The following is a 23284-nucleotide window of genomic DNA, read 5'->3' on the forward strand; positions in this document are numbered from 1 at the left end:
CTCATGCCGACGCTCAAGACCTCGCCGCGCCGCGGCACCGTCCTCGCCATTGCGCTTGCCGCCGCCCTTGGCACGGCCGCCCCGCTGGCCTGGGCCGAGGCGCCGCCGGCGGCGGCCCAGGCCGGCGTCGACATTCCCTACGAGCAGTTCACCTTGCCCAACGGCCTGCGCGTGGTGGTGCACACCGACCGCAAGGCGCCGATCGTGGCGGTCAACATCTGGTACCACGTCGGCAGCAAGGACGAGCCTTCCGGGCGCAGCGGCTTCGCGCACCTGTTCGAGCACCTGATGTTCCAGTCGTCGGAGAACCACCAGGGCGAGTACTTCACGCCCTTCAAGCAGGTCGGCGTGACCAACCAGAACGGCACCACCAACACCGATCGCACCAACTATTTCCAGAACGTACCCACCACCGCGCTCGACACCGCGCTGTGGATGGAATCCGACCGCATGGGCCACCTGCTGGGCGCGGTCGACCAGGCGGCGCTGGACGAGCAGCGCGGCGTGGTCCAGAACGAGAAGCGCCAGGGCGAGAACCAGCCCTATGGCCAGGCCTGGACCAAGCTGATGCAGGCGCTGTACCCGGTCGGCCACCCCTACAACCACACCGTGATCGGCTCGATGAACGACCTCGACGCCGCCGCACTCGAGGACGTGCACGCCTGGTTCCGCGCCTGGTACGGCCCGAACAACGCGGTGCTGGTGCTGGCCGGCGATATCGACCTTGCCACCGCGAAGGACAAGGTGGCGAAGTACTTCGGCCACATCCCGGCGGGCCCGGACATGGCGCAGCCCGCAGTGGACATCGCCCGGCGGACGGAGCCCACCCGCGAAACGATGCACGACAAGGTCCCGCAGGCCCGCATCTACCGGGTCTGGAACGTGGCCGAGGTGGGCGACGCCGACCTCGATCGCCTGCAGCTGCTGGGCCAGGTGCTCGGCGGCAGCCGCTCCTCGCGCCTGGACGCGCGCCTGCTGCACCGCGACCAGCTGGTCGACAGCATCAGCGCCGGCACCTATGCCAAGCAGCTGGGCTCGAACTTCATCGTCATGGCCAACGTCAAGCAGGGCGTGGACCCGGCGAAGGTCGAGGCGGTGATCGACGAGGAGATCGACCGCCTGCTGGCCGAGGGTCCGACGGCGGATGAGCTGGAGCGCGCGCGCACCGTGTTCCGCGCCGGCTTCGTCCGCGGCATCGAGCGCATCGGTGGCTTCGGCGGCAAGGCCGACGCGCTGGCCGAATGCGCGGTGTATGCCGATGACCCGGGCTGCTTCCGCGAGTCGCTGCGCATCATCGACACCAGCACCGCCGACCAGGTCCAGGCCGCCGGGCGCGAATGGCTGGCGCAGGGCGACCACACCCTGCTGATCCTGTCCGGCGAGCGCACCGCGCTGGTCGAGGACCCGGCCGGCACGCCCGGGCCCTGGGACCTGCCCGCCGTCGACGGCCGCTACGGCGTGCAGCCGGCCGCGGTCGACCGCAGCCTGGGCGTGCCGCTGCCCGAAGCGTTCCCGGAGCTGAAGTTCCCCGAGGTCGAGCGCGCCACGCTCGGCAACGGCAGCACGGTGGTGCTGGCGCGCCGCAGCGGCGTGCCGGTGGTGCAGCTGCGCTACCAGTTCCCGGGTGCCGGCTACACCGCCGACGCCGGGCACAGGATGGGCACGGCGAGCTTCGCCATGGGCATGCTCGACGAAGGGGCCGCCGGCCTCGGTGCGCTGGAGTTCGCCGACCGCGCCGAGGCGCTGGGCGCGCAGATGGGCGCGGGCTCCGGCCTGGATGCCGGCACTGCCTGGCTGTCGGCGCTGACCGGCAACCTCGACGCGTCGGTGGCGCTGTTCGCCGACATGCTGCGCAAGCCGGACTTCGTCGCCGCCGAGATCGAGCGCGTGCGCGCGACCTGGATCGCCAACATCGCCCAGGAGAAGGCCCGGCCGCAGACCGCGGCGCTGCGCGTGCTGCCGCCGCTGCTCTACGGCGAGGGCCACCCCTACGCGATGCCGTTCACCGGCAGCGGCACCGAGGACTCGATCGCAGCGCTGACCCGCGACGACCTGGTCGCCTTCCACCGCACGCAGATGCAGCCCGAAGACGCGACCCTGATCGTGGTCGGCGACACCACGCTGGCCGAGATCGTGCCCGTGCTGGAGAAGCACCTGGGCGACTGGTCGGGAGGCGGCGAGGCGCGCGCGGCGGCGGCGGAGATCCCCGCGGTCGCCCGGCCGTCGGCGGCGCGCGTGTTCCTGATCGACCAGCCCGGCGCGGTGCAGGCCAACATCTACGCCGGCCTGCTGGTGCCTTCGACCATGGACGACGGCGCGGTGCGCTTCGACATCGCCAACGGCGTGATCGGCGGCGACTTCACCGCGCGCCTGAACATGAACCTGCGCGAGGACAAGCACTGGTCGTACGGCGCCCGCAGCGGCGCCTCCGGTGCGCTGGGACCCCGCCCGTGGCTGGCATCCGCCCCGGTGCAGATCGACAAGACCGCCGAAGCCATGGCCGAGATGCAGCGCGAGATCGCGAGCTTCGCAAGCGGCGAAGCACCGCCGACGGTGGAGGAGGTCGAGCGCATCCGCGCGATCAACACCCTGAGCCTGCCGGGTGCGTACGAGACCGCGGCGTCGGTGGCTTCGACGATTGCCGGCAACGTCATGTACGACCGCCCCGACGACTACGTCGTGCGTCGCAAGGCCGAGATCCAGGCCATGACCCCGGCGCAGGTGGCGGAGGCGGCGAAAACGATCGACGCCAACGCCCTGACCTGGGTGGTGGTCGGCGACCTGTCGCAGATCGAGGCGCCGGTGCGCGCGCTGGAACTGGGCGAGGTGACCGTGCTCGACACGGACGGAAAACCCGTCCCCCAATGAGGCGACCAACCGCTGCCGCTTCCACAAGGCACAATCCCCCGGTCTCCCACGGAGCCTGACCCATGCGCCACCTCCTGCTGATCCCCTTCTTCGCCGTGCTGTCCGCCTGCACCTGGGTGCACATGGCGCCCGGGGCCTCCTCGGTGCGCGTCGCCGCCTCCCCGCCGGTCGGCTGCGACAAGCGTGGCGAGGTCGAGGTCGCGGTGAAACACAGCATTGCATTCATCGACCGCAACCCGCTGCGCGTGCGCGAGGAACTCGAGACCCTGGCCCGCAACGAAGCCCCCGGCCTGGGCGCGGACACCATCCACCCGCTGTCGGATCCGATCCGCGGCGCCCAGCGCTGGGCCGCCTGGCACTGCGGCGGCTGATCGCCCGCCCTGAACAGGGCGGGGCCGGAAGTGCGCAGCGGGCTGGAAGCCGGTACCCTAGGCGGTCTTTGTTCCTGTTCCCCACGGCGGCCAGCCCATGATGTTCCAGCACGTAGCCATTGCCGGTCTCGCGCACATCGACGCCCCGCGTCGACTGTCCTCCGACGAGATCAATGCCCGCCTGAAGCCGACGCTCGACCGTCTCGGCATCAAGACCGACGTCCTCAGGGACGTCGCCGGCATCCACGCCCGGCGCCTGTGGGATGGCGACATGCTGGCTTCCGACGCGGCCACCCTGGCGGGCGTCAAGGCCCTGGCCGACGCCGGCATCGACCCCGCGCGCGTGGGCCTGCTGATCAACACTTCGGTCAGCCGCGACTACCTGGAACCTTCGACCGCCAGCATCGTCAGCGGCAACCTCGGCCTGCCCGACACCTGCCAGAACTTCGACATCGCCAACGCCTGCCTGGCCTTCATCAACGGCATGGACATCGCCAGCCGCATGATCGAACGCGGCGAGATCGACTACGCCCTGGTCGTTGACGGCGAGACCGCCGACCTCGCCTACGAGAAGACGATCGAGCGCCTGAGCCGTGCCGACTCGACCGAAGAGAACTTCCGCAATGAACTGGCCACGCTGACGCTGGGCTCCGGCGCGGCGGGCATGGTCCTGGCCCGCGCCGAGCTCGCCCCCGGCGCCCCGCGCTACAAGGGCGGCGTGACCCGCGCGGCCACCGAGTGGAACAAGCTCTGCCGCGGCAACCTCGACGGCATGATCACCGACACCCGCATGCTGCTGATCGAAGGCATCAAGCTGGCCACCAAGACCTTCGAGGTCGCCAAGCACAAGCTGGGCTGGGTGGCCTCCGAACTCGACGAGTTCGTGATCCACCAGGTCAGCAAGGTGCACACCGCCGCCTTCACCAAGGCCATGGGCATCGACCCGAAGAAGGTCATGACCATCTTCGGCGAGCACGGCAACATCGGCCCGGCCTCGGTGCCGATCGTGCTCAGCAAGCTGCGCGAGATGGGCCGCCTGAAGAAGGGCGACCGGGTGGCGCTGCTGGGCATCGGGTCCGGCCTGAACTGTTCGATGGCCGAGGTGGAGTGGTAAACGCCCGCGGCTGCTGATGCGCAGGAAGGCCGGCCTGTCCGGCCTTCGTTGTTTTCGGGGCCCGTCGTCATGGGATGCGGGTCGGGATTCTTCCAGGGCATGTCATGGAATTCGGAATCGAGGTGCTGGCGCTACTTGCGCTTGCGGCCTTCGTCGCAGGCACCATCGATGCGCTGGCCGGCGGCGGCGGGCTGATCACCATCCCCGCGCTGATGGCCGCCGGCGTGCCGCCGGTGCAGGCGATCGCCACCAACAAGCTGCAGTCGAGCTTCGGCACCACCAGCGCCGTGCTCGCCTTCGCGCGCCAGGGGCGGATCGACTTCCGGCGCTTCCTGTGGCCGGCGGTGGCTGCGTTTGCCGGCTCGGTGGGCGGTGCAGTGGCGGTGCAACTGGTGGACCCGTTCGTCCTCGCGGGCCTGGTGCCGGTGCTGCTGGTGGCGATGGCCGCCTATTTCCTGCTTGGCCCCAAGGCCAGCGAGGCCGGGACCCGTGCGCGGCTGGGCCAGGCCGCGCTGGTCACGATCATGTTCGCGATCGGCTTCTACGACGGCTTCTTCGGGCCCGGCACCGGATCGTTCATGGCCACCGCGCTGGTGGCGCTGTTCGGCATGGGGCTGGTCTCGGCCACGGCGCACACCAAGTTCCTCAACCTGGCGAGCAACGTCGCCGCGCTGGCGACGCTCATCGTCGGCGGACAGGTGCTGTGGCTGGTGGGCCTGGTGATGGCGGTGGCGAGCATCGCCGGCGGGCAGCTGGGTGCGCACCTTGCGCTGGGCCGGGCCGGGGCGCGGCTGATCCGGCCGCTGCTGGTGGTGATGTCGCTGGTGCTGACCGCGAAGCTGCTGCTGGAGCCGGACAATCCGCTGGTGGCGTTCGTCGTCGGCTGAACTGCCTGCGCCGCGACGCATCTCGGCCACAATGTGCACGAACGCAAGGACACGGGACGCAGGTAGGCATGAGCAAGAGAACGAAGGCCAAGCGGAAACGGACGCAGCCGGCACGGCATGGCGCTGGCGTGGCGACAACGTCGAAAGCACTGACAGCGCCGCGATCAAGCACCGACATCGCATTGCGTGTGCTCACCGCGTTCGGCCTGCTGCTGACCGCCTACCTGACGTGGGTGGCGGTGCGCGACACCGGTGCGGCGTTCTGCACGGAAGGCTCGGGGTGCGACGTGGTGCAGAACAGCCGGTGGTCGCGCTTCCTCGGCGTGCCGATCGCGCTGTGGGGCGGCGCGCTGTATGCGCTGCTGGCGTGGGCGACATGGCGGCCGGCGCCGAGGCTGACGCGCTGGCGGCGGCTATGGCGCCTGTCGTTCCTGGGCCTGGCGATCAGCGTGTACCTGACCCTGGCGGGCTGGATCGCGTTGGCTGCGTTCTGCGCCTGGTGCCTGCTGTCGCTGGCGACGTTGCTGGCGATCTTCGTGCTGGTGCACGTGGCCCGGCCCGACAGCGCGCCGGGAACGCAGTGGTCGACGTGGTGCCTGGGCAATGGCCTGCTCGCGCTTGCGGTGGTGGCGGCCTTGCACGTCTCGTCGTCGGGTCTGCTGGACCGCCGCGGCGGCCCGCGCCTGCATGCACTTGCCGCGCATCTGGAAGAGTCAGGTGCGAAGTTCTACGGCGCCCATTGGTGCCCCACGTGCACCCAGCAGAAGCGCAAGTTCAGCGGCGCGGCCGCGCAGCTGCCGTACGTGGAGTGTGCGCCCAACGGCCCCAACGGCGGCATGGTCTCCGAATGCGCCATTGCCGGCGTGACCGGCTACCCGACATGGGTCATCGGTGGCCGCCACTATGTCCAGGTGATCGAGCCAGAGCAGCTGGCCGCGATGACCGGCTTCGACTGGGAGGGTGCACGCGGCGACTGACGACGGGCAGGTGCCTGCTCGACCACCCGCCACCTCCGCATCTTCTGGCAAATAACGAAAAAAAGTGGTATTTAATTTTCCTTGACCACGCCGCGGGTGCCCGCAAGGAAAGCTGACCATGGCCACCAGGGTTACAGGCCACTATGTCACCGGCTCCCTGGCCGGCAGCCGTTATCAGGCCTTCATCCCCGATCCACTGCCGCCGGAGCCGCCGCTCGACCTTGCCGCAGGGGATCTGGTTGCGCGCAAGGAGCGCGCCGACCAGGCGCTTGGGCGTCTGGACGGCATCACCCTGATGCTGCCGGACCCGGAGCTGTTCCTGTACCAGTACGTGCGCAAGGAAGCGCTGCTGTCTTCGCAGATCGAGGGCACCCAGTCCTCCCTGTCCGACCTGTTGTTGTTCGAGGTTGACGCCGCGCCAGGCGTGCCCATCGACGACGTGGAGGAGGTCTCCAACTACGTGGCCGCGCTCAAGCACGGCCTGCGCCGCCTTCGCGAAGACGACTTCCCGCTCTCCCTGCGCCTGATCCGCGAGATGCATGCGCTGCTGCTGCGCGGCGGGCGTGGTGCCACCAGGCAACCCGGAGAGTTCCGCAAGGGACAGGTGTGGGTCGGTGGTCCGTCGCCGGCATTGGCCCATTTCGTGCCGCCGCCACCGGAGGCCCTGCCCGACGCACTGGCTGCGCTTGAGCGTTTCCTGCATGAGCCGGCAGGCCGGACCCCGCCGCTGCTGAAAGCCGCACTGGCGCACGTGCAGTTCGAGACCATCCATCCCTTCGGTGATGGCAACGGCCGCCTCGGTCGCCTGCTGATCGTGCTGATTCTTTGCAATGAAGGCGTGCTGCGTGATCCCAGCCTGTACCTCAGCCTGTACTTCAAGCGCCATCGTGCCGACTACTACGACCGCCTCAACGGCGTGCGCGTGCGCGGCGACTGGGAGGGCTGGCTGGGCTTCTTCCTCGACGGCGTGGCCGAAACCGCGCAGCAGGCGGTCGACACCGCGCAGCGCCTGCTGGCCCTGCTGGCAAGCGATCGCGCCCGCATCGCAGCGCTGGGGAAGCGTGCCGGCAATATCGGCCTGGTGTTCGACCAGTTTGCCCGCCGCGTAATACTGACCGTGCCGCGCGTGGCCCCTGAGCTCCCGCTCAGCCCACCCACTATCCGCGCGGCGGTGCGCGCGCTGGAAGAACTCGAGATCGTGAACGAAGTGACTGGGCAGCAGCGGCATCGCGTGTTCGCCTACACCCGGTATCTCGACATCCTCAGCGAAGGAGCGCAGCCGCTGTGAGCAGCACCGGACTGCGGAAGATCAGGGCCGACAACAGGAGCATGTGCACATGCCGCTGAGCCTCAACGAGATCCGAGACCGCGCCCGTGCCTTCGCCCGCGAGTGGGACGGCGAAACCTCCGAGCGCGCCGAGGCGCAGAGCTTCTGGAACGACTTCTTCCACGTGTTCGGCAAGAAGCGCCGCAGCGTGGCCGTGTACGAACAGAAGGCGAAGCGCTTCACCGGCACCGCCAGCGGCCGCATCGACCTGTTCTGGCCCGGCGTGATGCTGGCCGAGCACAAGAGCGCGGGCGTCGACCTGGACGCCGCCTTCGACCAGGCCACCGACTACTTTGCGGGCTTGAGCGAATCGGAGAAGCCGCAGTACATCCTGGTCAGCGACTTCCAGCGCTTCCGCCTGTACGACCTCGACGGCCGCGAGCCGCACGTGGAGTTCCCGCTGGCCGAGCTGCACCGGGAGATCGGCCGCTTCGGCTTCATCAGCGGCTACCAGACCCGCAGCTACAAGGAAGAAGACCCCGTCAACGTGCAGGCCGCCGAGCGCATGGGGCGGCTGTACGACGCGCTGAAGGCCGCCGGTTACGACGGCCACGCCCTGGAAGTGCTGCTGGTGCGGCTGCTGTTCTGCCTGTTCGCCGACGACACCGGCATCTTCCCCCGCCACGCCCTGCACGACCTGATCGACCAGCGCACCAGCGAAGACGGCGCCGACCTCGGCGGCTGGCTGGCGCGCCTGTTCCAGGTGCTCAACACGCCCGAAGACCGGCGCCAGAGCACGCTGGACGAGCAGCTGGTCGAACTGCCCTACGTCAACGGCCGGCTGTTCGAGGAAATGCTGCCGCTGGCCGACTTCAACGCCGCGATGCGCCGCCAGCTGCTGGACGCCAGCGCCCTGGACTGGAGCCGCATCAGCCCCGCGATCTTCGGCTCGATGTTCCAGTCGGTGATGGACGCCAAGGCCCGCCGCAACCTGGGCGCGCACTACACCAGCGAGAAGAACATCCTCAAGCTGATCGGCCCGCTGTTCCTCGACGGCCTGAAGGGCGAGCTGGACAAGGCTCGCCAGGACACGAAGAAGCTCGCGCAGCTGCACCGCAAGCTGGCCACGCTCCGCTTCCTGGACCCCGCCTGCGGCTGCGGCAACTTCCTGGTCATCGCCTACCGCGAGCTGCGGTTGCTGGAGCTGGAGATCCTCAAGCGCCAGTTCGCGACCCAGCAGTCGGTGCTGGCACACGTGCAGGACCACGTGCTGGTGGACGTGGACCAGTTCCACGGCATCGAGATCGAGGAGTTCCCGGCCCAGATCGCCCAGGTGGCGATGTGGCTGATGGACCACCAGATGAACCTGCGGGTGGCCGAGCAGTTCGGCGAGACGATGGTGCGGCTGCCGCTGAAGAAGTCGGCGGCGATCTTGCATGGAAATGCGTTGCGGGTGGATTGGAATGAGGTGGTGGGGGCGGGGGAGTTGGATTACATCTTGGGGAATCCGCCGTTCATCGGGAAAAAGGAGCAGAGCGCAGAACAGAAGACCGACATGAGGCGCGTGTTCGCAGGAGTGAATGGTGCCGGCGTGCTGGACTTTGTCGCAGCATGGTATGTGAAGGCCGCCGCGATGATGCAGGACAATCCCGCGATACGGTCGGCGTTCGTGTCCACGAATTCGATCACGCAGGGAGAGCAGGTGGGGGTGCTCTGGTCAGCACTCTACCCGCGCGGCATGCATATCCAGTTCGCACACCGAACTTTCAAATGGAGCAATGAAGCGCGCGGCAAGGCGGCGGTGCATTGCGTGATCATCGGTTTCGGTCAGGGCGAGTTGGCACAGAAGCGGCTGTTCACCTACGAGGCAATAGATGGTGAGTCGCATGAAGTTATTGCCGACAACATCAATCCATATCTGGCGGATGCTGTGGACGCGTTGGTGGTTCGACGTGAACATCCGATCTGCGACGTGCCGAAGATCAACAAGGGTAGTGAGGCTACTGACTTCGGTCATTTGTTTCTTGACCCGGATGAGCGGGCGCATTTGCTCGTCACGACGCCTGAGGCAGATAGATGGCTGCGCCGTGTCTATGGTGGAGATGAGCTGATCAACGGCATCGAGAGATGGTGTCTGTGGTTGGTGGATGCTCGTCCGGAGGAGTTGCGCCAAATGCCGGATGTCTTAGCTCGGGTGGAGCGCGTGCGCCACGAGCGGGCGAGGAGCGGCAAAGCCAGGACGCGGGAATGGGCGGCAAAACCGAGTCTTTTCTCAGAGAACCGGCAACCTGACAAGCCGTACTTGGCTGTGCCCAAGGTTTCATCGGAGCGTCGGAGCTATCTGCCGATCGGCTTCCTGGCGCCTGAAATAATTGCTACCGGCAGTTTGCAGGTTGTGCCGGACGCTACTGCATTTCACTTCGGAGTCCTCTCTTCCGCCATGCACATGTCATGGATGCGCTACACCTGCGGCCGCATGAAGAGCGATTACCAGTATTCGAACAGCATTGTCTACAACAATTTCCCCTGGCCCGAGCTTGTCGGTGACAAGCATCGCAGCGCCATCGAAGTGGAAGCTCAAGGCGTCCTCGACGCACGCGCCGACTTTCCCGACAGCACACTGGCCGATCTCTATGACCCGTTGACCATGCCGCGGGATTTGATCAAAGCCCACCAGCAGCTCGACAAGGTGGTGGTAGCAGCCTACCTTGCGGCCGAAAAGGCCGCAGGTCGAAAGGCGCCAAAGCTTGGAACGGACGCGGAGCGCGTCGCATTCCTGTTCGAGAGGTATCAGCAGATTGTGTCGCTGCTCCCGACAGAGAATCGCAAGCGGGTAGCCCGCAGAGGATCATGAAGAGGCATGGCAGTGTGGCGCGCGAGCAACATCTTGATAGGCGGTCCGTTTGCCGGGAATGTCGGCTATCGGCCAAGAGCGGACATCACGTAGCAACGCCCGGGATGAGAGAGCGGCCGATGACTTACCGCCAAGCAAATCGCGCTGCACGCCCCAACAGATGTCATTTGGCCAGATAGGTGTCGGCTGAAATGACTTCCGCATACCCGAATGCGAGCGTTGACATCAGGGCCGTATGCACTTGCTCGGCGGGCACGCTCTTCCCATCGAACTCGAGCTCGCGGGTTGCGCAGGCGTCGTGCACGACCGTTGTCTTGTAACCAAAATAGCCGCGGCGCAAGTTGTCGCGTCGATGCACATGTGGCTCATCGGCCAATAACCGTGACTTATTCGATGCCGTCGGAATCGAGTGTCTCCTTGAGGTCCGTCTTGTGGAACGAGTTCGGATAGTTCTTTGTGATGACGTGCTCGTCGTCTTGGGGGGCTACCTTCGGATGTATCAGCACGCCCTCGGTGCCGGGTACGAAGAACGGCAGGTCGCCGGCGCGAACGCTTACCGGATCATGGACGCAGTCCGGCACTGACCGGACCCGGCACGCAGCGGTCGTTAGCCCGGGACCTTGCTCCTGGCCTGGGAAGCGTCGGCCTCGATCCTGCGGCGCACCTCTTCCTCAAGACCCTTGAGCCCCCAGGTTCTTCCGATCGCGATCGCTTCATCGGCCTCCTTTCCGTCCACCCATGCGGCCCGGAGCGCTGCCATCGCACCGACACGGTTGCCGCTGGCACAGTGCACGAGCACCGGACGTTTCGCGTCTCGAACAATGGCATCAAACGCCATCACGTTCTCACGGGTGAGATCCACTGCACCGCGTAATGGCAGGTTGGAGTACAGAAGGCCGGCCGCGCGGACGGCTGCCGCCTCGTCGAAATCTGGCGTCTCCGCATCCAAGGTGAGGTCGATGACGTGGCGGATGCCAGCATCACGCACGCGTGAGATGTCGTCGGCATCCAGCCGCCCCGCCGACACGATGCCCGGCGCAGGTGACACCGCATCCGCAACGGTCGGCAGTGCAGTCGGGTACGTGGCGGAGGCGCAGCCGGGGCCTGCGAGCGCAACGACAAGGAAGAGCAATGGAATAGGCTTCATGGCATAACCTCAGGCGCGGTTGACGACACGGTGCAACAGGATGCCAGCCAGCATGGCCGGGATGAACCACAGCGCTTCGACCGAGCCGATCCCCAGGCCCGCGAGTGCAGGACCTGGACAGTAGCCGGCGATACCCCAGCCGATTCCGAACAGTGCCGCACCGCCGAGCAGCTTGCGGTCGACCTGCTTCAGGTTCGACAGCTGGAACGTATCGGCGAGCACCGGGCTGCCACGGCGCAGCACCAAGCGGAACAGCAGCCCGGTGGTGGTGACGGCGCCGCCGAGGACGAACGCCAGCGTCGGATCGAAATCTCCGAACACGTCGAGGAAGCCGAGCACGATGCGGGGGTCGGTCATGCCCGACATTGCCAGCCCCAGACCAAACAGCGCACCCGACAGCAGCGCGGCAATCGAGAACTTCATCATCAACTCCAGACGTGGCGCACAAGGAAGGTGGTTGCAATGGCCGTGGCCATGAAGGTCAGGACGGCCGCCAGCGAGCGCATGGACAGTCGGCCGAGCCCACACACGCCGTGGCCGCTCGTGCAGCCGTTGCCCATGCGCGTGCCGAAGCCCACCAGCAGCCCGGCGACCACCAGCCCGACTCGCGAATAGTCCGTCCGCGGCAGTGGTGCACCGGGCACCAGTGCCATGTATAGGCCCGCGGCGACGATCAAGCCCAGCAAAAACATGGCGCGCCACGACACATCACCTGCCTTCGGGAACAGAACGCCGTTGAGGATGCCGCTGACGCCCGCGACCCGTCCGTTGAGCCACAGCAACAACGTCGCGGACAGTCCAATCAGCACCCCGCCTGCCAGGGCGATCATCCACGTGGTCATGCCTCACCTCCCAATTGGTTCAGGGGCAGCCGCAGGTAGCGGATGCCGTTCGCGTCCGTCGGCGGCAGCTCGCCAGCGCGAATGTTCACCTGCAACGCCGGCAGAATCAGCTTGGGCGCCGCCAGTCTTGCATCCCGTTCGGTCCTCAACTTCACGAACGTCTCCTCATCTGCCTCGCCGCCCACATGCACATTGCGCTGCTTCTGCTCGTCGAGCGAGCTCTGCGGATGCGCCTCGCGCTCGGCCGGCGGGTAGTCGTGGCACAGGAACAGGCGGGTGTCGGCGGGCAGATCGAACAAGGTGCGGATCGATCGGTAGAGCTTGCGCGCGTCGCCCCCTGGGAAGTCCACTCTCGCGGTGCCCGTTTCAGGGGCAAACACCGTATCGCCCACGAACGCGGCGTCACCAACGAGATAGGTCAGACTATCGTCGGTGTGACCGGGCGTCGCGATCGCACGCGCTTCGAGCTCGCCGATGGCGAACGTGTCTCCATCGGCGAACAGCCGATCGAACTGGCGGCCGTCGGTGGCGAACTCCGGCTCCATCCCGAACAGCGCCTTGAAGCGCTCCTGCACCTGGGTGATACCGCGACCGATCGCGACCTTCGCGCCGGTTTCGCGTTTGAGGTATGCCGCCGACGTCAGGTGGTCGGCATGCGCATGGGTTTCAAGGATCCAGTCCACGATCAGCGAATGATCGCGCACGAACGCGAGCACGCGGTCGGCCGAGGCGGTCGAGGTTCGGGCACAGGCGGGATCGTAGTCGAGCACCGGGTCGACGATGGCGGCATGGCCACCGTCACGATCGTAGACCACGTAGGTGAAGGTGAACGTGGCCGGGTCGTAAAAGCTCTGCACCTGCGGATTCATTTGACAGCTTCTTGCTCTGTACTTTAGGTACTGCTAAATTATATTCGTCACCTGTCCTTGTCAAGAACTTACTAAACTACATCCGCCATGGCCCGTTCATCAAAGAAGATACGTCCGATGCCCTCGACCGAGCAGATGGCGCAGCATGCCAATGAAGCGGCCGCACTGTTGAAGGCACTGGCCCATCCGGCACGCCTGCTCGTGCTGTGCCAGCTGGTCGAGGGCGAGGCTTCGGTAGGAGAGTTGCAGCCGATTACCGGGCTCAGCATGTCCGCCCTGTCGCAGCACCTGGCCGTACTGCGCGAGATGCAGCTCGTCACGACGCGTCGCGAGGCGCAGACCATCTACTACGCGCTAGCCGAGGGCCCTGCTGCAAGCGTGCTCGATACGCTATACGCCGCCTACTGTGGCAGCCAGGAGGCTGTCCAATGACCACGTTCCAGTTAGTGATGGGGGTCATTTCCGGCGGCGTCGTCGGCTTCACGCTCGGGCTGGTCGGTGGCGGCGGCTCCATTCTCGCGGTCCCGCTCATGGTCTACCTCGTCGGGGTGCGCGACCCGCATGTGGCGATCGGCACCAGCGCGCTTGCGGTTGCGGCCAACGCACTTATCGGCCTGACCAACCATGCCCGCAAGCGCAACGTGAAGTGGCGTTGCGCCGCGGCGTTCGCTATCGCCGGCGTGCTGGGCGCGTGGTTCGGGGCGATGCTCGGCAAGGCCATGGACGGGCAGCAGCTGCTTGCATTGTTCGCGCTCCTGATGCTCGTGGTCGCCGGCATGATGTTCCGCTCGCGCGGAAGTGAAGGGGATCCGGCGGTGGTGCTCAATCGGGGCAACGCGCCGAAGCTGCTGGGTTCGGGCGCGGTCACCGGGCTCCTGTCGGGTTTCTTCGGTATTGGAGGGGGCTTTCTGGTAGTACCGGGCCTGATCGCCTCGACCGGCATGCCGATCCTGTTCGCGGTCGGTTCATCGCTGCTCGCCGTTACCGCCTTCGGACTGACCACCGCATTGAGCTACGCGAGCTCCGGACTGGTCGCCTGGTCGCTTGCGGTGGCGTTCATCGGCGGCGGCGCGGTCGGCAGTCTGTTTGGCGCCCGCCTCGCCACACGCCTGGGCGACCGCAAGGGCGTGCTCAACACGGTGCTTGCCGGCCTGATCGTCGTCGTCGCGGTGTACATGCTGTACCGCACCGCGAGTGAACTCGGCTGGATCTGAATTTCGTTCTTCCCCGCAAACATTCCGGAGGCTCCCATGAACACACCCTGGCGCTTCGCTGAAGATCACTACGCCGGTGGGCAGCCCACGCCGGCGCATCTGGCCGAACTCGTGCGCGAGGGCGTGCGCACGGTTATCAACCTGCGTGCCCCGGACGAGCCCACGGAATATGACGAAGCCGCCGAGGCCGCCCGGCTCGGCCTGAACTACGTGTCGCTGCCGATCGCCGGCGCCGCCGATCTCGACCGAGCCCGGGTGCGCGAGTTCGGCCAGACGCTGGACGATGCGCGCCGCGAAGGCGGGGTCCTGATCCATTGCGCGAGTTCCAACCGCGTGGGCGCAATGATCGCGCTTGACGCGACACTTAACCGCGGCTGCTCGCTGGAAGCGGCACTCAAGCGCGGCCGTGAGGCCGGTCTGGCGACGCTGGAGCCGGCCGTAGTGGCGCTCGCGGAAAAAGAAGGAGCCCGGTCATGATCGGTCCCGCCACCATCTTCCGCCAGCTCTTCGAGCCGGTGTCTTCGACCTACACCTATCTGATCGCCTGCCCCGAAACGCGCGAAGCCGCCCTCGTGGATCCGGTGATGCCCGCCTGGCAGCGCGACCTGCAGGTAGTCAACGAGCTCGGTCTGAAGCTCGTCATGACGATCGACACGCACATTCATGCAGATCACATCACGTCGGCGTCGATGCTCCGGCGGGAGGTAGGCAGCCGCATCGCTACCCCCGCGCTCGACGCATTGTCCTGTACCGACGTGCCGATGGAAGACGGCGTCCCCCTGCAGGTCGGCGGCGTGCGCATAGACCCGATGCACACGCCCGGCCACACCGACAACCACTTCGCGTTGGTGATGAATGACCGCGTGTTCACCGGCGACGCGCTGCTGATCGACGGCTGCGGCCGTACGGACTTCCAGAGCGGCGACGCGCGTGAACTGTACGAGAGCGTACGCGGTCGGCTGTTCGGCCTCCCGGGCGAGACGCTCGTGTACCCGGCGCATGACTACCAGGGGCGGTGGGTATCGAGCATCGCGCAGGAGAAGCAGCGCAACCCGCGGCTCGGCGCCGAACGCACGCTCGAGGATTTCGTCGAGCTGATGGAAAACCTGAACCTGCCATACCCCAAGTTCATCGACTATGCCGTGCCGGGTAACAAGGCGTGCGGGCAGTGTCCTCCGGACCTGCCGGAGCACCTTCGCCAGTACTGTCAGGAAATGGCGGAAAGCCCCCAAGGTTAGCGAGGGTCGGGGGTTGGAGGCATTCCACGGCCGCCGAATCTAACCGTCCTGCCTCGGCAGGACGAGCTCCGAGACCGTCCCACCTCCCTCCCTGGGACGCAAGACCACGTACCCGCCATGACGCTCGGCGATTGCCTCGACGATCGTCAACCCCAACCCGCTGCCTCCTGCGCTGCCGGTCGCGCGTCCTCGCCAGAACCGTTGCGTCGCCTGCCGGTACTCGTCAGGTTCGAGACCAGCGCCACGATCGGTCAGACGGAACCGTACCGTGGTGGCATCGGCATCAACAACAAGGTCTACGGCACTTCCCGGAGGCGAATAGCGCAACGCGTTGTCGACGAGGTTGCGCAACGCCGCCACGGACAGCGCGGGGGGCACCGCCGGCACCGCCTGACTACCGCTTCCAGCCACGACAACGACCCGGCCATTGGCCGCCGGACTGCTGGCCGCCACCGCCTGCTCCACCACCTGCGCGGCGGTGATCCACTGTCCGTCGTCGAACGGCAGCCGTCCTTCGACCCGCGCCAGCATCAGCAACTGGTCCAGCGTCGCACGCATACGCTGCACGCCTTCACCGGCATCGGCCAGCGCACGTCGTGAGTCCTCGCCACCAGTCAGCCGCGCAACCTGCAGGTGAGTGTCGATCGCAGTCAAGGGTGTGCGCAGTTCGTGCGCAGCATGGTTGGTGAAGCTGCGCTCTCGTGACACCGCGTCGGAAACGCGCTGCAGCAGGTGGTTGAGGGATTCGACCAATGGCCGGAGTTCGCCCGGCATTGGTTGCGCGTCGAGGGGCTCGTCGGCATCGGGCTGGCGTTGCGCAAGCGTGCGACGCAGCCGATCGAGCGGCGCGAGCGCACGGCCCGCGCCCAGCCACAACGCAAGCAAGCCACCCACCGCGGCAATCAGGAACGGCAGCCCGGCCGCCAGCGCGATCTGGCGGCTCAGTTCGGCACGCTCACCGAGACTGTCGGCAGTGGTAATGCTGTAACCGTTCGCCTCCAGCGTGTAGGTACGCCACGCCGTACCCTCGATCTCACGCGTGCGATAGCCCGGCGCGTCGGTCGCCATCAGTGCGCTGGATGCGCCCTGGGTGGTGGCGATCACCTCCCCACGCAGCGAGCGTATCTGGCACGCCATCCCGCGACTGCCGGCAACGGTCACCGCATCAGCCGCCGCTACCGGCGAGGCGCCCACCAACGCGCCCTGCGCCAGCAGTCCGGACACCATGCGTGCCGACATCGCCAGCCGGTCGTCGAGGGTATGCTGCAGGTTGCGATCGAGGTCACGCAGCATCCACGCCGCCGCCACGCTCCACAGCACCGCCAAGGCGATGCCGATTGTCAGCACCAGGCGGAATCGCAGGCTCATGGCTCGGCCCTGCCGAACCGATATCCGAGTCCGCGCACGGTTTGAATGACATCGGCACCGAGTTTCCGGCGCAGGTGATGGATGTGCACGTTGATTGCGTTGCTGCCGACCTCCTGTTCGAAACCGTACAGGCTGTCCTTGAGCTGTTCGCCGGACAGGCAGCGCCCGCCTGCCTGCATCAGGCTGGCGAGCAGTGCGGTCTCGCGACGCGACAGGTCGACGGGTATGCCGTCGAGCCAAGCCTGCCCACTGGCGGGATCCAGCGCCAGTGAACCTGCTTCGATTAGGTTCACGCTGCGGCCAGCGGCACGCCTCGACAAGGCGTGCAGCCGTGCCACGAGCTCGCCGAGATCGAACGGTTTGACCAGATAGTCGTCGGCGCCGCCTTGCAGGCCGGCGATGCGATCCTCCACCGCATCGCGCGCGGTCAGCAGCAGTACCGGCAATTCATCACCGCTCTGGCGCATGCGCACCAGCAGCTGCATACCGTCCTCGTCGGGCAGCCCAAGGTCCAGCACCATCGCGTCGCAATGGGTCGTCTGTCGCGCGAGTTCGGCGTGCGCGACGCTCTCCACGCGATCGGCTGTCATTCCAAAAGCCCGAAGACCGGAGACTATGCCCCGGGCGATCAATTCGTCGTCCTCAACGACCAGGATCCTCATTGATGCCAACTCCGGAAACCAGATGCGCGCTGCACCCTAGCGCAGGGTACCCGGCGTCGCCACCGCCGGGTCATGGCTCCAGCCTGGGGGGCCTTTAATCGTGACTTAATCGCGCGCCTTCATCGTGGCCGGCTGGATCTCCGGAGTACTGAATGATGCTGTTGCTGCGCCGGTTGTTGCTAAGCCTGTTGATGTTGCCGATGTTGGCGGTTCCCGTGCCCGCGATGGCGCAAGGCTGGCTCGCACCACCGAGCGGGCAGCAGCAGCCCGAGTTCCTCGAGGTCAGCGAGGTGTTCAGGGTCGAGGCAACGGCCGTGAAGGATGGCGCGACCCGGCTGAGCGGCACTATCGCGCCGGGCTACTACCTCTATCGACACCGCCTGAGCGTTGTTCTCGACGGCGGCAAGGCGTTGCCGCTGCAGTTGTCGAACGGCAGGGCGAAAACCGACGAGTTCTTCGGCCGCACCGAGGTCTATTACGACACTGTCGAAATCATAGTCAATGGTGGCGACGCACGCTCGGCGACGCTGCATTGGCAGGGCTGCGCAGATGCCGGCATCTGCTATCCGCCGCAGACCATGCCGGTCGATCTGCCATCGGTCGAGACGCCACCGGCAACCAATGCCGCTGTGGACACCGCAGCGACGACGCCGCCCTCGGAAAAGGCGACAAGCGACAGCGCCCCGCAGCCGCCCACCGCCCCCTCTGCGGCCTCCGTCGCACAAAACTCGGCAGGCGTCGGCGCATCATCCGTCACGGGCTCGATCAGGGAGGCCGCCCCGGCGCCTTCCGTTGCCGGCGAGGACCAGCGCTTCGCCAGCCGCCTCGCCGATGCCAGCCTGTTCGCGTCGGTCGCGGTGTTCTTCGGCATGGGGCTGCTGCTCGCGTTCACGCCGTGCACGCTGCCGATGATCCCGATCGTTTCCAGCCTGATCGTTGGCGGACAGCCGACCACGCGGCGTGCGCTCGCCTTGTCGGTGGCCTACGTTCTGCCGATGGCGTTGACCTACGCCGCGCTCGGCGTGGCCGCCGGGATCGCCGGTGCCAACCTGCAGGCGGCCTTGCAGAACCCGTGGCTGTTGGGCGCCTTCGCGGCGGTGTTCGTGGTGCTTGCGCTGTCGATGTTCGGTGCGTTCGAGCTGCAGTTGCCGGCGTGGCTCGGCAACCGCCTGGATCGCGCCGGTCGCCAGCAGCGCGGCGGCACGCTCGCTGGCGCCGCCGCGCTCGGGTTCCTGTCCGCGCTGCTGGTGGGACCGTGCATGACTGCGCCACTTGCCGGCGCGCTGCTCTACATCAGCCAGTCCGGCAGCGCGCTGACCGGCGGCCTGGCGCTGTTCGCGCTTGGGCTGGGCATGGGATTGCCCCTGCTCGCGATTGCGGTGTTCGGCGCACGCATCCTGCCGCGCCCCGGCGCGTGGATGGATCGCGTCAAGGCGGTCTTCGGCTACGTCCTGCTGGCGTTGGCGATATCGATGCTGGCGCGGGTGCTGGCACCGGCGACGGCGCTGGTGCTATGGGGCGCCTGGCTGCTCGGCGTGGCGGCGGGTTTCCTGGCCCTGGTCGCACCGCCTGCAAGCGGCCCGCTGCGCCTGTGGCTGCCGCGCTATTTTGCAGCCGCGTCGGCGGTCTGGGCACTGGCACTCATGATTGGCGGTGCCAGCGGCTCCGGCGATCCGTGGCGCCCCCTGGAACGACTCGGTGCCGGCGATGCGAGTGCGCAGACAGCCGCGCCGACGGTCGCCTTCGTCCAAGCCAAGACGGCCGACGACCTGTCACGTCGCATCGCCGAAGCCGGTGCGCGAGGCCAATGGACGCTGGTCGATTTCTACGCCGACTGGTGCGTTTCCTGCCATGTCATCGAACGGGAAGTGTTCGGTGATCCGCAGGTGGCATCGATGCTCGCCGGCATGCAGGTCGTGAGGCCCGACGTCACCGCCAACGATGTGGCCGATCGGGCATTGATGAAGGCATGGCAGGTGGCCGGTCCGCCGACGTTGCTGCTCATCGGACCCGACGGCCAAGAACACCGCGCCGAGCGCACGGTGGGCGAGATCACCCCCGAAGCATTCCTGGCCCGCCTGCAGCGCGTCCAGCAAGGAGCGCAATGATGGTCAGTCTTGGCCCGTTTCCCATGTCCCTGGTGGTGCTGCTGGTCGCACTCGCGATTGCCGCACTGGTCGCCCGGCAGTTCGTTGTGCCCTTGCCCGGGCAACCCGCGATCAAGCCGCCTTCGACGTTCCTCGACATGCTGATGGTCGGCGTGCTCGCGGCGCGGCTAGCCTTCGTGCTCGCATGGTGGCCGCAGTACCTCGCGGATCCGTGGTCAATTGTCCGCATCGGCGACGGCGGCTTCTCGATCTGGGCGGGCGTGCTCGCGGGCCTCGCATTCGGCGCATGGCGAGCGCGAAACGCTCCCGCGCTGCGACGTCCGCTGCTGTTCGGTGCGATCGCAGGGCTGGCTTCCTGGGCCGTTCTCGGTGGCGCGCTGCTGTTGATGCAGCAGTCGGTGGTGAAACTGCCGGCGACCGAACTGAGCACGCTCGACGGCGGCAGCACGAAGCTTTCGGCGATGACCGGCGAGCCGATGGTCGTGAACCTGTGGGCGACGTGGTGCCCGCCGTGTCGCCGCGAAATGCCGGTCCTGGCCAAGGCGCAGGAAGAACGCGGCGACGTGACGTTCGTCTTCGTCAATCAGGGGGAATCCGAATCGGAGATCCGTGACTACCTGCGCGAGAGTCACCTGCAACTGAGCAATGTGCTGCTCGATCCATTCTCGTCCGTAATGCAGGAGTCCGGCTCGCGCGGCCTGCCAACGACGCTGTTCTTCGATGCCGACGGCCGGCTTGTGGACACCCACATGGGCGAACTCTCGAATGCGAGCCTTGCCGTAAAGCTGCGGCGCTTCGGTGCTGCGCCCTCATCGAGTCCCCCAACCCTTCCAACCAAGGAGGTGCCGTGATGGCACGAGTGAACCCCACTGCAATACTGCTTTCGTCCGCCCTGCTGCTCGCCACCGGTTGCAGTCAGGCCGCCGAGGAAAAGTCGGTTTCCACCGCACCGGCTGTCCCAACGAACGCCACCAGCAACCCGGAGACTGAAAGGCCCGCCGTGATCGAAGCCATTGAAGCCCAGGGTTTCGAAGTGCTCGGCGAGTTCGACGCCCCATCGGGTCTTCGCGGCTTTGCAGGCGTCGCAGGCCAGCAGCCCGTGGCGGTATACGCGACCAACGACGGCGAACATGCCGTCGTTGGGACGCTGATCAATGCAAAGGGCGAGGACATCGGCGCCGAGGCGCTGCAGCGACTTGTCGCCGGTCCGATGTCGGCCCGCACCTGGGCACTGCTGGAGGCGAGCGAATGGATCGCCGACGGAAAGGCCGATGCGCCCCGCGTGATCTACACGTTCAGCGACCCGAACTGCCCGTTCTGCAACAAGTTCTGGAATGCAGCGCGGCCGTGGGTGGATTCGGGCAAGGTGCAACTGCGGCACATCATGGTCGGTGTGATCCGTCCGGACAGCGCCAACAAGGTTGCCACGATCATGACCGCCAGCTCGCCGTCGGAGGCGCTCCGTCGCAATGAAACCAGCTACAGCTCAGGCGGCATCAAGCCGGCGGCCTCCGTGCCCGCCAATGTGCGCGCCACCCTCGATGCGAACCAAAGACTGATGGTCCAACTAGGGTTCCAAGGCACGCCGGGCATCCTGTTCCGCGACGACAACGGCACGGTCCAGCGCCGAGCCGGCATGCCGGCACCAGATGACCTGGCCACCGTGCTCGGACCGCGCTGATGCGGGGCACATCCTTGCTATTGGGCCTGGTGCTGGCGGGCATGACCTACTTCGCGCAGGCGGCGACGCCGGCGACGTCTCCCGCCCACACTACCGCCATGCATGGCAAAGCGATCGTCCTGCCGGACGCCGCCCACCAACCCGACCCGAAAATGCGCCAGCGGGCGGTATTCAGCCTGACCGTGGCGCCGGCTTCACCCGCTGCGACGGATCCGGGCTTGGAGCGGGTCGCGCGCGCCGTCAACCTGCTCAAGGCAAGCGGAGTGACGAAGAAGCAGTTGGACTTCGTCGTGCTGCTCAGCGAAGGAGCAACGGATTCAGCGCTGGCTGATCCCGCGTACCGCGTCCGCCATGGGGTCGCTAACCCGAACCTCGGGCTGATCGCGCAACTGTCGGCGGCGGGAGTGCAAATGTTCGTGTGCGGCCAGGCCTTGCACTCCCGGCAGCTGGACAGCAACTCGCTGGCACCCAGCATCGCAATATCGCTTTCGGCGTTGACCAGCATCATCACGCTGCAGCAGCAAGGCTATGCGCTGGTTCCGCTGTGAACCAGCAGCAGACGCCGCTGGCTGAATCGACTGTGCCCAGCGATGGTCTCCGGACACCGATCTCGGTGCCTTCCGCAATAGGAGTTCGTCGGCAGTCACTGAGGGGGGGGGCTCGCCGGCCAGCTGCTCCAGGGTCGGCTCCTGTACCGCTTCTAGGTATGCGGTCGAAGCGTTGATCACGAGAATCAGTCGACCGCGACGGAGACTTGGAGCCAGCGATGTCCGCTTTGGGTCGAAAGCTGCCCTTGCCGAACTCAGATATCGCTGCCTAATCGCTTTGTCCGTCAGTGCTAGAAAGCTCCCGAAGCAGATCCTGATGAAACCGCTCCGGGTCCTGGATATGCGGGGAATGCCCCAGATCTTCGTACTCGACCAGCACGGCCCCCGGGATTGCTTCCGCGGTCCGGCGACCCAGCGCCCGGTAATCGCCAAGCCCGGCCTGCACCTCCGGCGCCGCCGCTCCTCTGCCAAGCGCGGTCCGGTCGTGGACACCGATGAACAGCGTGGTCGGAACACGCAGCAGGGGCAACTCGTACACCACCGGCTGCCACATCAGCATGTCGAAGGTCAGTGCCTGGTGCCACGCCACGACTTCGCGGCCCGGGCCCGCATACATGCCGGCCTGCATCCTCGCCCAGCGCTCGAACTCCGGGCGCCACTGCCCTGCGTAGTACACCGCGACCTGGTAGTCGCGAATGCTGTCGTAAGTCGTGCGCAGTTCCGCGGCGTAGACCTGTTCCACCGGCTGGTAGGGCACGCCCTTCGCCTTCCAGTCCTCCAGCCCGATGGGACCCACGAGGGCAAGGTGCTCGACAGCCTCGGGATACATCAGCGCGTAGCGCATCGCCAGCATCCCGCCCATGGAATGTCCGACCACCACGCTGCGCTCGATGCCGAGCGAGGCCAGCAGGCCGCGCGTGTTGTGTGCAAGGCCTGCGAGCGCGTACTGGTAGCCGTCGGGCTTGCTGGACTTGCAGAAGCCCACCTGGTCGGGCGCGATCACGCGGTATCCCGCCTCCTCAAGCGCGGTGATGGTGTGCTCCCAGGTTGCGGCACAGAAGTTCTTGCCGTGCAGCAGCAGCGCGGTCCGGCCGTTGGCCTCGCCGGTGGGCGGCACATCCAGGTAGATCATTTCGACCTGCTGGCGCTGCGACTCGAACGCATGCGTGCGAACGGGATGCGGGTAGTCGAAGCCTTCGAGTCGCGGGCCATAGACGGCGCCGCCCTCGGTCGCGGCAGCCATGCCGGTCATGCCAAGCAGGCCCGCGA

The 23284-nt window shown here is 66.8% G+C and carries 24 protein-coding genes; 15 read left to right on the forward strand and 9 right to left on the reverse strand.

The window, feature by feature from the left end; translation table 11 throughout:
- Positions 1-3: 3 nt before the first annotated feature.
- The 7 genes from E2169_RS10695 (at position 4) to E2169_RS10725 (ending at position 10338) form a co-directional block, all read left to right on the forward strand.
- On the forward strand, positions 4-2868 hold the full coding sequence (locus tag E2169_RS10695) for a M16 family metallopeptidase (RefSeq protein WP_132986598.1): 2865 nt from the start codon (positions 4-6) through the stop codon (positions 2866-2868).
- Positions 2869-2930: 62 nt separating this feature from the next.
- A complete protein-coding gene (locus E2169_RS10700) occupies positions 2931-3239 on the forward strand; it encodes a DUF4156 domain-containing protein (protein ID WP_132986599.1) in 309 nt (102 codons plus the stop codon).
- A 97-nt stretch (positions 3240-3336) separates the two neighbouring features.
- Positions 3337-4353: a 3-oxoacyl-ACP synthase III gene (locus E2169_RS10705; RefSeq protein WP_132986600.1), complete on the forward strand. Its 1017-nt coding sequence runs from the start codon at positions 3337-3339 to the stop codon at positions 4351-4353.
- Between the two features lie 104 nt (positions 4354-4457).
- Positions 4458-5240, forward strand: a complete 783-nt coding sequence (locus tag E2169_RS10710; RefSeq protein ID WP_132986601.1) for a TSUP family transporter — start codon at positions 4458-4460, stop codon at positions 5238-5240.
- A 188-nt stretch (positions 5241-5428) separates the two neighbouring features.
- The gene (locus E2169_RS10715) at positions 5429-6217 is read left to right on the forward strand and encodes a vitamin K epoxide reductase family protein (RefSeq protein WP_229659233.1); all 789 of its coding nucleotides are present in this window, start codon (positions 5429-5431) and stop codon (positions 6215-6217) included.
- A gap of 118 nt (positions 6218-6335) precedes the next feature.
- On the forward strand, positions 6336-7505 hold the full coding sequence (locus E2169_RS10720; protein WP_132986603.1) for a Fic family protein: 1170 nt from the start codon (positions 6336-6338) through the stop codon (positions 7503-7505).
- 49 nt (positions 7506-7554) lie between these two features.
- A complete protein-coding gene (locus E2169_RS10725; protein ID WP_132986604.1) occupies positions 7555-10338 on the forward strand; it encodes a DNA methyltransferase in 2784 nt (927 codons plus the stop codon).
- A 163-nt stretch (positions 10339-10501) separates the two neighbouring features.
- Here E2169_RS10725 and E2169_RS14340 read toward each other — a convergent pair whose 3' ends face one another.
- The 6 genes from E2169_RS14340 to E2169_RS10750 are packed head-to-tail and all read right to left on the reverse strand — an operon-like array spanning position 10502 to position 13196.
- Positions 10502-10696 (reverse strand): hypothetical protein, encoded by a 195-nt coding sequence (locus E2169_RS14340; protein ID WP_198551474.1) that lies wholly within the window; start codon positions 10694-10696, stop codon positions 10502-10504.
- A gap of 28 nt (positions 10697-10724) precedes the next feature.
- On the reverse strand, positions 10725-10919 hold the full coding sequence (locus E2169_RS14645; RefSeq protein WP_052338391.1) for an isochorismatase family protein: 195 nt from the start codon (positions 10917-10919) through the stop codon (positions 10725-10727).
- Positions 10920-10945: 26 nt separating this feature from the next.
- Positions 10946-11485, reverse strand: coding sequence for a protein tyrosine phosphatase family protein (locus tag E2169_RS10735; RefSeq protein ID WP_100441027.1), 540 nt, complete (start codon positions 11483-11485; stop codon positions 10946-10948).
- Between the two features lie 9 nt (positions 11486-11494).
- Entirely contained in the window at positions 11495-11911 is a 417-nt protein-coding gene (locus E2169_RS10740) for a DUF6691 family protein (protein ID WP_024890249.1), read from the reverse strand.
- On the reverse strand, positions 11911-12327 hold the full coding sequence (locus E2169_RS10745) for a YeeE/YedE family protein (protein ID WP_024890248.1): 417 nt from the start codon (positions 12325-12327) through the stop codon (positions 11911-11913). Before E2169_RS10745 ends, E2169_RS10740 begins: the two co-directional genes overlap by 1 nt.
- Positions 12324-13196 carry an MBL fold metallo-hydrolase gene (locus E2169_RS10750; protein ID WP_100441026.1) on the reverse strand — a complete coding sequence of 291 codons (873 nt, stop codon included), beginning with the start codon at positions 13194-13196 and terminating at the stop codon, positions 12324-12326. The genes E2169_RS10745 and E2169_RS10750 overlap by 4 nt, the downstream gene beginning before the upstream one ends.
- Before the next feature lie 117 nt (positions 13197-13313).
- Between E2169_RS10750 and E2169_RS10755 the strand changes: the two genes are divergently transcribed.
- From E2169_RS10755 to E2169_RS10770, 4 genes are read left to right on the forward strand one after another with little or no spacing between them, the layout of a single operon-like run.
- On the forward strand, positions 13314-13628 hold the full coding sequence (locus tag E2169_RS10755) for an ArsR/SmtB family transcription factor (protein WP_043689608.1): 315 nt from the start codon (positions 13314-13316) through the stop codon (positions 13626-13628).
- Positions 13625-14410, forward strand: coding sequence for a sulfite exporter TauE/SafE family protein (locus tag E2169_RS10760; protein WP_024890245.1), 786 nt, complete (start codon positions 13625-13627; stop codon positions 14408-14410). Before E2169_RS10755 ends, E2169_RS10760 begins: the two co-directional genes overlap by 4 nt.
- A 36-nt stretch (positions 14411-14446) precedes the next feature.
- Positions 14447-14887, forward strand: a complete 441-nt coding sequence (locus E2169_RS10765; RefSeq protein ID WP_132986605.1) for a protein tyrosine phosphatase family protein — start codon at positions 14447-14449, stop codon at positions 14885-14887.
- Entirely contained in the window at positions 14884-15648 is a 765-nt protein-coding gene (locus tag E2169_RS10770) for an MBL fold metallo-hydrolase (RefSeq protein WP_132986606.1), read from the forward strand. The genes E2169_RS10765 and E2169_RS10770 overlap by 4 nt, the downstream gene beginning before the upstream one ends.
- Positions 15649-15687: 39 nt before the next feature.
- Here the strand turns inward: E2169_RS10770 and E2169_RS10775 are convergent, their stop codons facing one another.
- The gene (locus E2169_RS10775) at positions 15688-17016 is read right to left on the reverse strand and encodes an ATP-binding protein (protein WP_132986607.1); all 1329 of its coding nucleotides are present in this window, start codon (positions 17014-17016) and stop codon (positions 15688-15690) included.
- Positions 17013-17678, reverse strand: a complete 666-nt coding sequence (locus E2169_RS10780; RefSeq protein ID WP_100441021.1) for a response regulator — start codon at positions 17676-17678, stop codon at positions 17013-17015. Before E2169_RS10780 ends, E2169_RS10775 begins: the two co-directional genes overlap by 4 nt.
- Before the next feature lie 152 nt (positions 17679-17830).
- On the opposite strand from E2169_RS10780, the gene dsbD reads away from it, so the two are divergent.
- Genes dsbD through E2169_RS10800 form a run of 4 tightly spaced genes read left to right on the forward strand, consistent with a single transcriptional unit; the run spans position 17831 to position 22015 of the window.
- On the forward strand, positions 17831-19786 hold the full coding sequence (dsbD, locus tag E2169_RS10785; protein ID WP_229659225.1) for a protein-disulfide reductase DsbD: 1956 nt from the start codon (positions 17831-17833) through the stop codon (positions 19784-19786).
- Positions 19783-20637 carry a TlpA disulfide reductase family protein gene (locus tag E2169_RS10790; RefSeq protein ID WP_232767863.1) on the forward strand — a complete coding sequence of 285 codons (855 nt, stop codon included), beginning with the start codon at positions 19783-19785 and terminating at the stop codon, positions 20635-20637. The genes dsbD and E2169_RS10790 overlap by 4 nt, the downstream gene beginning before the upstream one ends.
- Positions 20637-21467: a thiol:disulfide interchange protein DsbG gene (gene dsbG / locus E2169_RS10795; RefSeq protein WP_101101300.1), complete on the forward strand. Its 831-nt coding sequence runs from the start codon at positions 20637-20639 to the stop codon at positions 21465-21467. Before E2169_RS10790 ends, dsbG begins: the two co-directional genes overlap by 1 nt.
- 41 nt (positions 21468-21508) lie before the next feature.
- On the forward strand, positions 21509-22015 hold the full coding sequence (locus E2169_RS10800; protein WP_157825093.1) for a DsrE family protein: 507 nt from the start codon (positions 21509-21511) through the stop codon (positions 22013-22015).
- 268 nt (positions 22016-22283) lie between these two features.
- On the opposite strand, the gene E2169_RS10805 is transcribed toward E2169_RS10800, so the two are convergent.
- Positions 22284-23267: an alpha/beta fold hydrolase gene (locus E2169_RS10805; RefSeq protein WP_132986661.1), complete on the reverse strand. Its 984-nt coding sequence runs from the start codon at positions 23265-23267 to the stop codon at positions 22284-22286.
- Between the last annotated feature and the right edge of the window lie 17 nt (positions 23268-23284).

Origin of the sequence: Luteimonas terricola (assembly GCF_004352845.1) — a bacterium.
Taxonomy (GTDB): Bacteria; Pseudomonadota; Gammaproteobacteria; order Xanthomonadales; family Xanthomonadaceae; genus Luteimonas; species Luteimonas terricola.